General features: G+C 37.3%; 10 protein-coding genes. 3 read left to right on the plus strand and 7 right to left on the minus strand.

The features are described from left to right. Positions 1–11: 11 nt before the first annotated feature. Positions 12–455 carry a flavodoxin gene (locus tag DET63_RS05115; RefSeq protein WP_001062757.1) on the minus strand — a complete coding sequence of 148 codons (444 nt, stop codon included), beginning with the start codon at positions 453–455 and terminating at the stop codon, positions 12–14. 315 nt (positions 456–770) lie between these two features. Here DET63_RS05115 and DET63_RS05120 point away from each other — a divergent pair, with 315 nt between their 5' ends. Continuing rightward, complete coding sequence (locus DET63_RS05120; protein ID WP_113936058.1) at positions 771–1,868, plus strand: phosphodiester glycosidase family protein; 1,098 nt, start codon at positions 771–773, stop codon at positions 1,866–1,868. A 39-nt stretch (positions 1,869–1,907) separates the two neighbouring features. Here the strand turns inward: DET63_RS05120 and DET63_RS05125 are convergent, their stop codons facing one another. From DET63_RS05125 to DET63_RS05135, 3 genes are all read right to left on the minus strand, one after another. Continuing rightward, complete coding sequence (locus tag DET63_RS05125; RefSeq protein ID WP_000070943.1) at positions 1,908–2,528, minus strand: acetate uptake transporter; 621 nt, start codon at positions 2,526–2,528, stop codon at positions 1,908–1,910. 86 nt (positions 2,529–2,614) lie between these two features. Continuing rightward, the gene (locus tag DET63_RS05130; RefSeq protein ID WP_113936059.1) at positions 2,615–3,010 is read right to left on the minus strand and encodes an NUDIX hydrolase; all 396 of its coding nucleotides are present in this window, start codon (positions 3,008–3,010) and stop codon (positions 2,615–2,617) included. After that, complete coding sequence (locus tag DET63_RS05135; RefSeq protein ID WP_002128458.1) at positions 3,007–3,348, minus strand: ASCH domain-containing protein; 342 nt, start codon at positions 3,346–3,348, stop codon at positions 3,007–3,009. Before DET63_RS05135 ends, DET63_RS05130 begins: the two co-directional genes overlap by 4 nt. 139 nt (positions 3,349–3,487) lie before the next feature. Here DET63_RS05135 and DET63_RS05140 point away from each other — a divergent pair, with 139 nt between their 5' ends. Further along, a complete protein-coding gene (locus DET63_RS05140; RefSeq protein WP_002128459.1) occupies positions 3,488–4,045 on the plus strand; it encodes a CatB-related O-acetyltransferase in 558 nt (185 codons plus the stop codon). A gap of 47 nt (positions 4,046–4,092) precedes the next feature. Here the strand turns inward: DET63_RS05140 and DET63_RS05145 are convergent, their stop codons facing one another. After that, positions 4,093–11,565, minus strand: a complete 7,473-nt coding sequence (locus DET63_RS05145) for a DUF7507 domain-containing protein (protein WP_113936060.1) — start codon at positions 11,563–11,565, stop codon at positions 4,093–4,095. A gap of 117 nt (positions 11,566–11,682) precedes the next feature. Here DET63_RS05145 and DET63_RS05150 point away from each other — a divergent pair, with 117 nt between their 5' ends. After that, on the plus strand, positions 11,683–12,432 hold the full coding sequence (locus DET63_RS05150; RefSeq protein WP_113936061.1) for a (S)-benzoin forming benzil reductase: 750 nt from the start codon (positions 11,683–11,685) through the stop codon (positions 12,430–12,432). A gap of 35 nt (positions 12,433–12,467) precedes the next feature. Here the strand turns inward: DET63_RS05150 and DET63_RS05155 are convergent, their stop codons facing one another. After that, positions 12,468–13,301: a GNAT family N-acetyltransferase gene (locus DET63_RS05155; RefSeq protein ID WP_113936062.1), complete on the minus strand. Its 834-nt coding sequence runs from the start codon at positions 13,299–13,301 to the stop codon at positions 12,468–12,470. 66 nt (positions 13,302–13,367) lie between these two features. Next, positions 13,368–14,876 carry an argininosuccinate lyase gene (gene argH / locus DET63_RS05160; protein WP_113936063.1) on the minus strand — a complete coding sequence of 503 codons (1,509 nt, stop codon included), beginning with the start codon at positions 14,874–14,876 and terminating at the stop codon, positions 13,368–13,370. Positions 14,877–14,924: the final 48 nt, after the last annotated feature.

A 14,924-nucleotide genomic window follows, 5' to 3' on the forward strand; every position in this document is an offset into this window, starting at 1 on the left:
CACTCCCGTTCCTAGAACTTCTCGGCAAAAGCAATTGCAAAATCACTGCATTTTTCAACGTCTTCTTTATCTTCTGGAGCTAATTCAATTTTCAATCCTTCTTGTACAAGTTCTGCCCCGCATTTTACAAGACGTTCTTCAAATATCGTTACCGCTTCACAAAACAGCTCATACGCCGTATCACCTGATCCAAAAACAGCCACTTTTTTACCCGTTAAATCTATATTTTCTAACTCATCATGGAAATCTTCCGCTTCAAATGGTAATTCACCATCACCCCACGTATAAGATCCTAAAATGATTCCATCATAAGCTAATAATTCTTCAGCATCCATACCTTCCATCTCTTGCAATACTACTTCGTGATCAAAGGCATCTAAACTTACTTTAATTAAGTCAGCAATACTCTCTGTATTCCCTGACATACTTGCATACGCTATTAAAATTTTCGCCACTTTGGCATCCCCCTCTTACAATAATTGATTCTCATTCTCATTATATTAATAATGAGAATCAATTTCAATTATTATTTTCATCCAATTTATATCCTTTTCATTTATGCTAAAAGAAATGGTACATCTGACTATTCCCTTTTCATTTTGAGTATTAACATTCATATTCATCTATTGCCAAATCTAGTTTCTCAACTTATTGTATATACATCCTTTCACATTTAATATGTTGCATATATAATGCGAAAGGCCATTTACACATTTCATTATTTTTAGGCAACAAACAATTTCGATCTTACAAAAAGAGGAGTCTTTCTAATGAAAAAATTTTTTATTAGACTTTTAAAAATATCATCCCTTTTGACAGCACTATTATTAACAGTGGGTGCCATTATTCTATTTGGCACTTCATACGGCCATAATTTACGTGTCATCGCAGCGGAAAGTATTTTAACGTCTCAACATCCGCAATACGCAAAAATTACATTACTGTCTGATAACGAGTTAAATGATATTTCTCAATCCATTACAAATCCAAAATGGAAAAATAGCGATTTTGCCAATACTAAACTTTCAAAACAAGAATTAGAGCGAAAGAAAAATGCACCATTAAACGTTTCGATTGAAACGATAAAGAAAAAATACAATGATCATTTTTTTGAAGGTAAATTAATGACTATTAGTAATCCATTAAATGTAAAGCTCGTTACACAACAAGGTTCAGAAGGGAAAGACGTTGGAGAAAAAATATATGTCATGGCAAAACGAAACCATGCACTTGCTGCTGTAAATGCTAGTGGGTTCTGGGATGAAACGGGGCATGGTGGTGGTAAAACAGGCATCGGTATTGTTATTGAAAACGGGAAAGTTATCAACACACCGCAAGACATTAATACCCCTACTCTCGTCAGTGGACTTACAAAATACGGACAAATGGTTTCAGGAGAGTTTTCTGCTAATCAACTGTTAAATAAGAATGTCGTTTCCGCTGCTGGCTTTATGCCTCAACTAATTGTAAATGGCGAAAAAATGATTACAAATGATGGCGGATGGGGCTATGGTCCCCGAAGTATTATGGCTCAGAAAAAAGATGGATCAATTATGTTTTTCATCATTGATGGAAGACAACCTCATAGTATCGGAGCTTCTTTAAGAGACTGCCAAGATATTCTTTATGAAAAAGGGGCCATAAATGCAATGGCAATGGACGGGGGCTCGTCAGCAACATTGTACGCAATGGGAGACATTTTAAACATCCCTTCAACCTTATCTCATAAATCACGCTATTTACCAAACGCCTGGGTTGTTACCTCGAACCCTAAGCAACAAATTCATGTAACGATAGATGGCAACCCAGCAAGCTCTCAAAAGATTTCCGAAATGACAGGATCTACTGCTGTAGCTATAAATAAATAAAAAAGAACAGATGACTATACAATCATCTGTTCTTTTTTATTACTTTTTAAAAATACCAAATGGTTTTCCAACTGGTAATACAACTTTTCCGAAGTGTGTATTTAACACAGCCGCTGCTGAACCATAGAAAGATAATAATGAAATACATAGTTCAGAATACGCTGCTAAATTATGCATTGCGTGCGGCATAACACCTAAAGTACTTAATGAAAGACCGATAAATAAGAAATCAATAAGGACGAAAATCATAAATAATACTTTATGTGTTTCCATTGCACCAATTGTCATAAAGATCGTGAAAATCAAGTATCCGATAAAGGCTACACCAAGCTGTTTTGAATCTGCAGTTTGGGCTAATTTTTCGCCAAATACTCCGAGTTGAATTAACCAAGTCATTCCAACACCTAACCAAAATAGGCCGTACGCACCAAATGCTGTTGTACCGAACGTATTGTTGTGCTTTGCATCGTGAATGCATGCAAAGATTTGTGCAAATCCTCCTAAAAAGATTGCCCATGGTAATACAAGTGAAACGCCATCTGTTAAGCCTAACTTTTGAGACGATGCTACAAGTGTTACCATCGCTAATCCAAATAGACCGATTCCAGATGGATCTGCTGTTGTCATTTTCACATGATGTGTAGTAGTTTGATTGCTCATATAAACCTCCTGATTATAAACATACTCGAATACAATACTTAAATCAGAAGGCTATGTCAATGGTTTTTTTTGTATGTTGTCAGACCTTATATTCCATAATAATCAAATACACATTTGGCCACATCATAAGGTTTTACATTTAAATTTGGCAACTCATTTACCGGCATCCATAAAGGAATATAACTCCCTCTATCTTTCAGCTCGAACTCCTCGCCTTTACCACTTCCGAAAACTCCACCTATAATATGGGCATTATAATAATACTCCGTACCTTTATACTCCACCTTTGCAATCAGATGCTCCACTTGTATATGTATCCCTAATTCTTCATAGACCTCTCGCTTCGTTGCTTCTTCAGGTGTTTCTCCTTCTTCAATTCCCCCACCTGGAAAAACAAAATACATTTCACCTTCTCGAACACGTTTTATAAGAGCGATTTTACCACCTTGTATAATTATAGCTGCACCGCGATTTCTTCTCACTTTATTACCTCAACACCAATCGCAACTGTTCCCCATTCTTTTTCTTGTTCTTTCGTATATATTCCGTATGTACTTTCTAACATTTCTTTTATACTAAGTTCTTCACAATCAAATAATTTTTTATCAATTTGTTCGTACATTGCTTTAAAGCTTTCGTATCGTTTTATCTCCGTTACTTTTACAGCCATCGTTTCTGCTGTCGTAAGGTTCGTAAATACAATTTCATCGTCTTGTTTTATAAGTTGACGTTTTTTATCGTATAAGCGTACTTCATATACTTTTTTTCCCAATTGAATCGACTGAAAAGGTTTATTATATAATCCCATTTCGTATCTCATACATTTCACTCCCTTTTATTCATCTTGCCTACTAACATTTTTGCACATTACTATTTCATACAACATAGTTCGCCTTACTTCACCTTGCATATAATGTTCCATATCCATTACTTTCTTTAGAGAGGATGCTAAAATTGGTATGTTATATTTAAATCAAAAACCTGAATATAATAAATATGATATCGGTGATTATACTTACAGTAAAGTAGGCCCTATTATTTTTTCTTGGAATGATGAAACAAAATTAAAAATAGGTAAGTTTTGTTCATTAGGAGAAGAAGTCGTTTTCGTACTTGGCGGTGAACATCGTGCTGATTGGATAACAACTTATCCATTTAATGTCCTCTTCGAAGAAGGAGCACACATTACTGGTCATCCTTCTTCAAAAGGTGATATCGTAGTCGGCAATGATGTATGGATTGGTTATCAATCCTGCATTTTATCTGGTGTTACAATTGGTAACGGGGCCATTATCGGGGCCAAGAGTGTTGTTACAAAAGACGTACCTCCATATGCAATCGTCGCTGGTAATCCTGCCAAACTAGTTCGATATCGTTTCCCGCAAGAAATCATTGAAAAACTAGAAAACCTTGCATGGTGGGACTGGGACATTTCCGTTATAAAAGGAGCTATTCCATTTCTACTCTCCAACAAAGTCAACGAATTTTTCACTTCTCCCGAAGAAGAAGCTACTTGATCTAAACAAAAAGAGCATCCTATTCTTTCAGGATGCTCTTTTTGTGTTTATTTTTTATTTATTCGCAACTGATTACACGGAGAACAGTGAAATGGAATTTTGTCTAAACAATTAAAGTTTGTTTCACAAATTTGTTCTGTCGTTGGAACAAATGGAATGACAACTATGTTACTATCTATTATTTGTGTAACAGGTGGCAATACTGTGCCTACTTGATGTTCGAAGCGAATACTCGCTTGATTAATATAATTTCCTGAACCACTTGGTGCACTCTGAACTGTTACTTGGAACGAAACTGTCCGTGCTTCACCTGGATTTAAACTTCCTATAAGAAACCCTGATACTGGGCTTACATTTGGCACTGGCGTATTATCAACAGTTACACTTCCAGGAACAAATCGAAAACTACTATCTAACATATCTTGAAAACGAATATTTTGTATCGCTGTATCCCCCGTATTCGTAATAACTGTCGTAAACGTAATAACATCGCCTATCGTTGCTGATTGAAGATCTGCCGTTTTTACGACTGTTGTTGAAACATTTTGAGGAATAAACGGGATAACAACTGTATTACTATCGCCTTCAACTACTACTGGCGGCTCATTAGGATTTACAGTTGCAAGCCCATTCGCTGTAGCTGTATTTGTAACTAAATTATTTATTTTCCCTCCTGTTATTACAACTTGGAAATTAATAATCGCTGCATCATTTGGCTGAAAATCACCTAAAGGGATACCAGTATTCGGATTGGCAAATGGAAAAGGTACATCATTTACTGTTACCGTGCCACTTATAAATAAAGTATTTGGATCAATGATGTCTGCTAAAATAATATTCGTCACAGGAACTGTACTATCATTTATAACAGCAATTCCGTAAGTGACAACATCTCCTACCATTGCTACTTCAAAATCCGCTCCTTTTGCAACAAACAAAATTGCAGTATTTACCGTTACAATAACTGTATTACTTGTGTCCATCACTGTAACTGGTGGCTCTCCTGGTACTAAAATATACTCTGCTAATGCCCCAGCAACGTTCACTACCGTACCACCATCAGGAAAACTTGTAATCGTAGCTTCATATGTTACAATCACCGTTTCACCGACTGGGATATCTGGTATCGTAAATCCAATCTGTGGATTTAACCCCGGCTGTGGTATTCCATTTATCGTTACACTATTTGGGACAAAATCAGCTTCCTGAGATAACACGTCTATAAATTGAACATTCATCGCATCAGCCGTACCAGTATTTAATATACGAACAGTATACGTTACCTTTTCTCCTACTCCAACAATTGGATGATCTACTTCTTTTAGCATATCTAAACTGCCTCTATTTACTGGTGTTACTGTCGTATTACTTAAATTCGTTATCGTAAATGGAGGTTCTCCTGGAATCAATTCAAAATCACCAGTTACACTCGCCGAATTCATAATACTATTAGAAGGCGGAATTGCGATTACAGTTACTTCGAACGTTATTAAAACGCCATCCCCTACTGCAAGATCCGGTAATGAAAAGCCTACAAAAGGATCTAAACCTACTTGCGGAATCCCATTTATCTGTACACTCCCCGGAACGAATTCTAAACTAGGTGATGGAACGTCAATAAATTGCACATTTGTCGCTGTTACCGTTCCTGTATTTGTAACTTGCACACTATACGTTAACGTATCTCCTAATCGTGTCGCCTGTTTGTTGACAGTTTTTATAACATTGAATCGCCCTCTATTTACCCTTGTTATTGTCGTATTACTTGGCTCTGTTACTACAACTGGTGGTTCTCCTGGTACTAAAGTAAAACTTCCTGTTATATTTGCAACATTCGTTATTGTTCCTGAAGATGGAATATTTGTCACTGTCGCTTGGAACGTCACTATAGTCGTATTGCCAACAAGTATATCGCCAATTCCAAACCCAGTAATTGGATTCAAACCAGGTTGCGGAGTTCCATTTACCGTTACACTATTTGGGACAAATGACGCTCCTGCTGAAATCGTATCAATAAACTGAACATTGTTAGCTGTTACTGTTCCCGTATTCGTTATTTGCACTGTATACGTTAATACATCGCCAACGAGAGTCGCAGCCCTGTTCACCTGTTTTATAACATTAAATCGTCCTCTATTTACAGTTGTGAGTGTTGTATTGCTTGGTTGGTTTACTATAACTGGTGGTTCTCCTGGTACTAATATAAAGCTTCCAGTCACATTTGCCGTATTGGCAATCGTTCCGTTTGATGGCACACTGACGACGGTTACTTGGAAGGTTACTTCTACACTTTCACCTGGATTTATATGTGGAAGCGGGAATCCATTATTAGGATTGAATCCAGGTTGTAACACACCGTCTATCGTTACACTGTTCGGTATGAATGTTATAGAGGAAGGTAATACATCACTATATTGAACATTCGTCGCTGTCACTGTTCCTGTATTTTGAACTACTGTTGTATATGTGATTGTATCTCCTACTGCAACAACCGGCTCACTTACTGATTTTAAAACATTCAAACCAGATTCATTTATTTTCGTTAATGTCGTGTTACTTGTCGTTGTTTCAGTAATAGGCGGCTCTGTTTCACTTACAGCAAATGTAGCCGTAACATCCACAAAGTTAACAACTGTTCCACCTTGAGGTATGCTCGTTACCATCTCTTGGTATGTGACAAGTACAAAATCACCTACAGGTATATCTGGAACTGTAAAGCCTATGAACGGATCTAACCCAGGCTCTGGTATTCCGTTTATACTCACACTTCCTGGAACAAATTCTACACCACTCGTACTAGAATCAAGAAATTGAACATTTGTTGCCGGCACTGTTCCAAAGTTAAAAATTAGTACATCGTAAGTTAATATTTCTCCAACCGTTGCTGCCTCTTTATCTACTAGTTTTAATGGGAAAATAGACGCTATATTAATCGTCGTAACGACTAAATTTGTTAATATCGTTTGCGTAATCGGTGGTTCCTGCGGATTTGGTTGTGAAGTAAATGTAACGTCAGCATCGTTTAATATGACTTCATTATCTGGAATCTCTGTAATCGTCACTTGGAATGTTACCGTAATACTTCCACCAGCATTTAATGACGGAGTAACTGTAAATCCTATTTCAGGATTTAAACCAAGTTGCTGTATTCCACCTATCGTTACACTATTTGCGACAAATGTTGATCCTTCTGGAATGACATCTTGGAAGAGTACATCTGTAACAGGTATAATTCCTACATTCGTTATTAGAACGGTATACGTTAATACATCTCCAACAGCTCCAGCAGCAACATTTACAGTTTTTGTTGCTGTTACTTCACCAGGAGGAGGTAACGGTATTGTAACTACTGTCGTATTACTTGAATTTGTCGTTGTTACAGGCGGTTGTAAAGGATTTAATAAAAAAGTGGCTGTAGCAGATGCTGTGTTTAATACTGCTCCACGTGTAGACGGTGCAACTACCGTAACTTGGAACGTTACTGTCAATGATGTTCCCGCTGCGATATTAGGGAGCGGGAAACCAACATTTGGGTCAAAGCCAGGTTGAGGCGTTCCATTTATCGTTACACTATTTGCGACAAATGTTGTTTCTGTTGCAATCGGATCAATGAAAGAAACATTCGTCGCTAGTACTGTGCCATTATTTCGAATGACAACAGAATACGTGTAAGTCTCTCCAAGTGCTGCTTGTTGTACAGATGAAGATTTTTGTATATTTAACTGTGCCGTATTTACCTGTGTCACTACAAAATTACTATTCGTAACAGTCGTTATAGGAGGTCCTGCCGGATTTATAAGGAAACTTGCAGTAACGTTCGATTGATTTCTTATATTCCCTCCACTTGGAACACTCGTCACTGTAACTTGAAACGTAATGGTAGCGGTTTGCCCGACTGGAATATTTGGTACTGGAAAACCTGTCATAGGATTCGCGCCTTGCTGAACAACTCCATTTATCGTTACACTATTCGCTACAAATGTAGCTCCAGTTGGGATTGGATCTTGAAAAATGATATTTGTTGCAGGAACAGTTCCTGTATTTTGAATAAGAATCGTATACGTTAACGTATCTCCTATACCTGCTTGTGGTGTATTTACACTCTTCATTACATTAAGTGATCCTACATTCACTCGCGTCACAACAATATTACTAATCGTTACAATTGTAATTGGTGGCTGGAGAGGACTTACTTGGAAATCAGCAGTGACATTCGCATTATTCGGAAGAACTCTATTTGATGGTACACTTGTAATTAACACTTGGAAAGTAACTGTTACCATCGTACCTACCGGAATATTAGCAAGCGGAAATCCAGTTGTCGGATCTAAACCAGGTTGAGATATCCCGTTTATTGTTACACTATTCGCAACAAACGTTGTTCCAGATGGAATCGGATCAACGAATGATACATTTGTCGCTGCTACTGTTCCACTATTTTGTATACGAACTGTATACGTTAGCGTATCTCCTACACCAGCTTCACTAGCACTTACGCTCTTCATTACATTTAGCCCTGAAGAATTCACAACTGTCATAACAGTATTACTTGGTACTGTTACAGTAATTGGTGGCTCTGTTGGATTTACAAGGAAATCTCCAGTTACATTCGCATTATTTACGACATTATTTCCTTGGGGAATTTCATCAATTAATACTTCAAACGAAACAATTACACTTGCGCCAGTAGGCAAATTATTTAGTGGGAATCCAAGTTCTGGATCTGCTCCTTCTTGTAAAACACCATTAACTAATACACTGTTTTCAATAAATAATGTCCCTTGCGGAATTGAATCTTGGAAAAATACATTTGTCGCTGGTACACTACCTGCATTTATGATTTCGATTGTATATACTAAAACATCCCCTACCGTTGCAACATCCGTATTGACTGATTTCACAACTTCAAAATTCCCTGATTGTACAGTTGTGTTAACAATGTTACTAGGAACATTAATTGTTACTGGTGGTTCACTCGGATTCACTTGAAAACTTGCTGTTACATTTGCTTGATTTAAAATATCTTCATTTTCTGGATCCTGTACAATTAATACGTCAAATGTGACGACGACTGTTTGAGCCGCAGGAATATTTGGAAGAGAAAATCCTGGATTCGGATTCAATCCACTTTGCGGTACTCCATTAATTGTCACAGAATTTGCAACAAATGAAACAGCAGAAGGAATAGGGTCTTGGAAAAATACATTTGTTAGCGGAACGTTTCCTGTATTTTGAACGGCAATCGTATACGTTAAAGTATCCCCTACTGCTGCTTGCGTTGTATTCACTTCTTTTATTACATTTAAACCACCTGTATTAACTTGTGTTACAACGGTATTCGTTTGCCTATTAATCGTTACTGGCGGTTGATTCGGAATAACGACGAAATTAGCAGATACATTACCGCGATTCGCAATCGTGCCTCCTGATGGGGTAGATGTAACTCGTACTTGAAAAGTCACCGTTCTACTTCCACCTGGAGATATATTCGCTACCGTAAACCCAGTCGCTGGATTTGCCCCAGGTTGCGAAACTCCATCAACAGTTACACTATTTGGTATAAAAGTCGTTCCAATTGGGATTGGATCTTGAAAAATAACGTTCGTCGCCAGTACATTTCCTGTATTTTCAATTGTAACGGTATACGTAAGAACGTCGTTAACCGTCGCAAAAGCTTTATCCACTGTTTTTCTCGTTCTTATATCAGCTATATTTATTGTAGTAAATACTGTATTACTTGTCGCTTGGCCTGAAATTGGTTGTTGACCAGGAACCGGAATAAAGTTAAACGTTGCACTTGCACGGTTCGGAATTGGATTTACAAGCGGATTAGATGTCACTCGAACTTGAAAGCGTACTACAGTCGTTTGCGAAGCATTAATACTTCCAAGATTAATACTACTTGCTGGATTCGCTCCTGGTCGAGCTACTCCATTTACCGTAACACTATTTGTTACAAACATTGTTCCAGCAGGTATACTATCGACAAAAATAACATTATTTGCAGCGACATTCCCATTGTTCGTGACATTCACTGTGTACGTTAATATGTCATTAAGTGTTGCCGTCTGTAGATCTACAGATTTTTGCAAACTTACATTTGCGCGATTTACCGTCGTCTGTACTGTATTTGAAGAAGCTGTACTTGTGATAGGAGGACTTCCAACAAAAGGACGGAATTGGTATGACACCATTGCACGATTTGAAATTGGATTTGGACTTGGGAATGACGTAACTCTCACTTGAAATGTAACAACTCTTTGAGCATTATTCGGTATCGTTCCTAAATTAATTCCACTAGCTGGATTGGCGCTCGGCTGAGTTACTCCACCTACTGTAACACTGCCTGCTATAAACGTCGTTCCATTCGGAATACTGTCTTGTAATACAACGTTTTCTGCACTTCCTGTCCCTGTATTCGGAACAGTAATCGTATAAGTGAGAATATCACCTACTGCTGCAACGGTTTTATCAACAGATTTAACGGGATTTATAATTGGCCCTGTCGCATCAATTTGAACACCAAAACCAGCTGCAGCATATCCATCTCCATTTGTAACGAAGCGAACAGTCGCTGACGTTTGATTATTTACTAAGGATGACGAAGCATCTACATTCGTAATATCCCATCCTTGTCTTCGGACGGCCAAAGCTATCCCTAACGGCTGATTCAAATTTCCAAAGGTGCCAGTTGTATCTAAATTCCCACTATCATTACAAATTTGTGACTGAAAGAAATTATTTGCGGGATTTCTCGGTCCGAATAAAGCAACTGTAGCATTTGCATTCGGTCCAAAGCGAAGCTGATCTCCAACAATGCTAGAATCACCTTCTTGAGCAGTTACGAGCACTCTTCCTGTAACAGCTCCTGTTGCCGGAGTTGCAAATCCTGAAATAGTAGCATCAACTGGTGGCGATGAAGCATCGATAATTTCTTGACCTGCATATACTGACAAATTCCGAAGTGGTAAACTTGCATTTTGATAAACTACCTCAAGCGTCCAGCCAGCTGAACGACTGATTGTTGGATCAGCTGAAGTTCTTGCAGCCGGTACAGCACCCGTTGTATATGTTCCCGCTCCCCCTGTATTAACAAGATTCGTTACATTAGCAGAGCGAACATAATAAAACTGGTTCCCAACTGAACCTTGCTGCGCAGTTGCAGGATCTGGTGCAACAGAAAATGTTCCTGCTGGTGTTGTAAATGAAATATTATCATTTAAAAATGCTGTAACATCCTCTGTATCGGTCCGGTATGTGCCGGCCCATACTAGTTCTGCGTATAAAACACTACTCCCTGCTGGAAGGTTCAAAATTGCACTTGAAGAATTTAATGGCCAGTCATTCGTTGTTCCTGCCGGGAATCCAGGTACTTGAAGCGATGTATTTATCGTTGTAAACACATCAATCGTACCGAAGTTATTGTTTGGTGCAGGTGAGGTAGGACTTAGTCCCAACGTGTTCCCGGTGAACGTGACGGCACCAGTTACTGTTGTTGTAAAACGATTCATAAAAGGCACACAATCATCTCATTTCATTTATAGTAAAAAGTGCTCTATACTATAAAATGTAGACAAACTATATAATGTACGTTGTCCAACAAAATTCCACATATATGGAGAGGAGTTTACTACACTATGCGCTACGTTATCGTAACAGGAACTTCACAAGGTTTAGGTGAGGCAATCGCCGTGCAATTGTTAGAAGAAAATACAACCGTTATCTCTATTTCTAGGAGAGAAAATAAAAACCTTACAAAACTCGCAGAGCAAAACGACAGCAATTGTATTTTCCATTCCATAGATCTTCAAGATGTACATAATTTAGAAACTCATTTTAACGAAATCTTTTCATCTATTCAAAAAGACAATGTCTCATCGATTCATTTAATTAATAATGCAGGCACAGTTGCACCAATGAAACCTATTGAAAAATCAGAAAGTGAACAATTCATTACGAACGTTCATATTAATTTAATCGCACCGATGATCCTTACTTCCACTTTCATGAAACAGACGAAAGACTGGAAAGTAGATAAACGCATTATAAATATTTCATCTGGTGCAGGAAAAAATCCTTATTTCGGATGGGGAGCTTATTGTACAACGAAAGCCGGTGTAAATATGTTTACACAGTGCGTAGCTACTGAAGAAGTGGAGAAAGAATATCCTGTAAAAACTGTCGCTTTCGCACCTGGTGTTGTTGATACAAATATGCAAGCACAAATTCGTAATACAAATAAAGAAGACTTTATTAACTTAGATCGATTCACCGCATTAAAAGAAGAAGGAAAGCTACTGTCACCTGAATATGTTGCGAAAGCTATTCGTAACTTACTAGAAACTGAGAATTTCCCGCAGGGTGAAGTAATTCGAATTGATGAATAACAAAGAAGCACGCTATAATAGCGTGCCTTTTCATTCTATTTCTCTAAAAATATGAGTACAGACTCCATCATCTTCTCATAACCAATCTCTTGATAAATTTTATTTGATGTTGGATTTGCCAGGTCCGTATATAATGTCGTTGTTTTGTAGCCTTCATCTAACATACGTTGACTAAGTGCAGCGACACAACTAGATGCGTACCCTTTTTTCCGAGCTTCTTTCGGTGTATATACAAAATTAACTGTTATATTGTTTGTAGTCGGTCTCGTTTTTGCAGCTACAGAAACAATCTTCCCGTCTACTTCTAAACCAAATAGACGATGATTAGTAATTAATGTATGAGCAGTTTGTTTCGCTTCTTCTTTCGTAGTAGGAAGCTTCACATCTTCGCAAAATTGATATATCCACTGCTCTATTAATGTTAGCTCATCACTACTTACTTCTCGAAAGATTCCATCTCCGTTCCACTTTTTCTTTACTTGTTTTAATTCATATATCCCTTGCTCCATTGCAACATTAGTTTTCTTATTCTCTAACACTGCAATCTCTTCCGCTAATTTCTGTACGATTTTTTTATTACCAATCAATCCAGGAATATTTGGATATACTTTCGTTAACTCTTTTGCAAGTTCCTTAATAGCTACTGCCGAAATCTCAGACGTAGCAACAATTATTTGTTTCTTTTCTTCTGTTTGAAGAAATACAGCTGCAATTTCTTTCCCTTGTTTTGCTACTCCTATAAATATCGGTTCTTGGACCATTTGTAATACACCTAATATGAGATTATTTTCCTGCTCATTCTTCTCTAAAAATGGTGTAACCTCTTCTGTAAAATTAAGAATCTCTTCATATACATGTAATTGAATCATCGACAATCTCTTCTCTCTATTTATAGTTTCATTAAGTATTGGCGATTAATTCATTAAATCCCTCTTTTACGATTCAATAATATTCGAAGCTAACGTATTCAAATCATTTTCAGCTTGTAAAATTCTTTGTTTTTCCTTTTCAAATACCTCTTCTTCTTTTTGAAATGACTCTTTTCGATTTTTAATCATACGCTCCATCTCTTTTTTACTCGGTCCACCATATACATTTCTTTTTTGAATAAAAGCTTCTGGTGATATAATTTCTTTCCACTCTTCTTCTAATAAATTTACTTTCAAATTTTCTTGTAAGTATACATTTATGTCTTTGAAATTTAATTCATGTAATTCCTTTTTCTGCTCCAATGACATATTCGCAATCGCACTTGCTGCATGATGTGCATGCCGAAATGGTATTTCATAGTTTTTTGTTAAAACATCTGCGAAATCTGTAATCGTAATCGCATGTTTATATGAACGATTTTTTAACGTTTCCTCTTCTACTTTCATCGTTCGAATAACTGCGTTCATAATACAAAAAACACGAATCGCCTTTTCGATTCCTTTATATAAATACGGCTGCAAGTCATCCTCCGTATCGACAATATCGCCAAATGGTGTATTATGAATCATTTGAAATACAGTAAATGCTTCCCCTAAAGCACTACTCGTAATAGCACGGGCATGTTCTATTGAAACAGGATTTCGTTTTTGCGGCATAATACTACTTATTTGCACATATGGCTTCGCTACAGTAATCCCATCATATTCTTTCGTCGCTAATAGTAAAAAATCATGAATCCACCTACTCGTATTCGTCATAATTACCATTAGTAACGAGCTAACTTCTAATAAATAATCCGCTCCAGCAACAGCATCATATGAGTTCTCAATTACATTTGTAAACCCAAGTAACTGTGCCACTCGTTCTCGCTTAATTGGGAAGCTTGTTGTAGAAAGGGCAGCTGCCCCCATTGGAGAATGATTTAAAAGATGATACGCTTTTTTCATTCTTTCTAAATCTCGTTGCATCGTATCGTAAATTGCCAAAACATAATGACCAAATGTTGTCGGCTGCGCTGGTTGGGTATGTGTATACGCGGGCATAATTGTTTCCATATGTTCACCGGCGAGCTCCAGCATACTTTCTTGCAGCAATAAATGATGTTCCATTAACCGCAATACAAATTGCCGTAAACTCATGCGATACATCGTTACACCCATATCATTTCTACTTCTACCGATATGCATATTACTTACAAATTCACACTTTGCTTCTTGAGAAAGCAAATGTTCAACTAAGAAAAAAAGATCTTCATGCTGCTCCGTATATAATAATCTATCCTTGGGAATTGCCTCTACCTTTTTAAGTGCTGTTAGTATAACTTTAGCTTCTTCTCTTTTCATCAACTTTTCTTCAGTTAACATAATAATATGTGCCCTATGCACTTGAAACATATCTTTCAATAAATAATTGCGTTGAAAATCAAATACATGCTGTAATACACAATCCACATATGTTTTCCCAGGGAAATCAGCGCCTTCACTCTTTATAAACTCTTCTTTACTCTGTTTCATCACCTTTTCCCCTCTCACCTAAGTATTACTACCCATCATACCCAGGGA

The organism is Bacillus sp. DB-2 (assembly GCF_003315125.1).
GTDB classification, from domain to species: Bacteria; Bacillota; Bacilli; order Bacillales; family Bacillaceae_G; genus Bacillus_A; species Bacillus_A mycoides.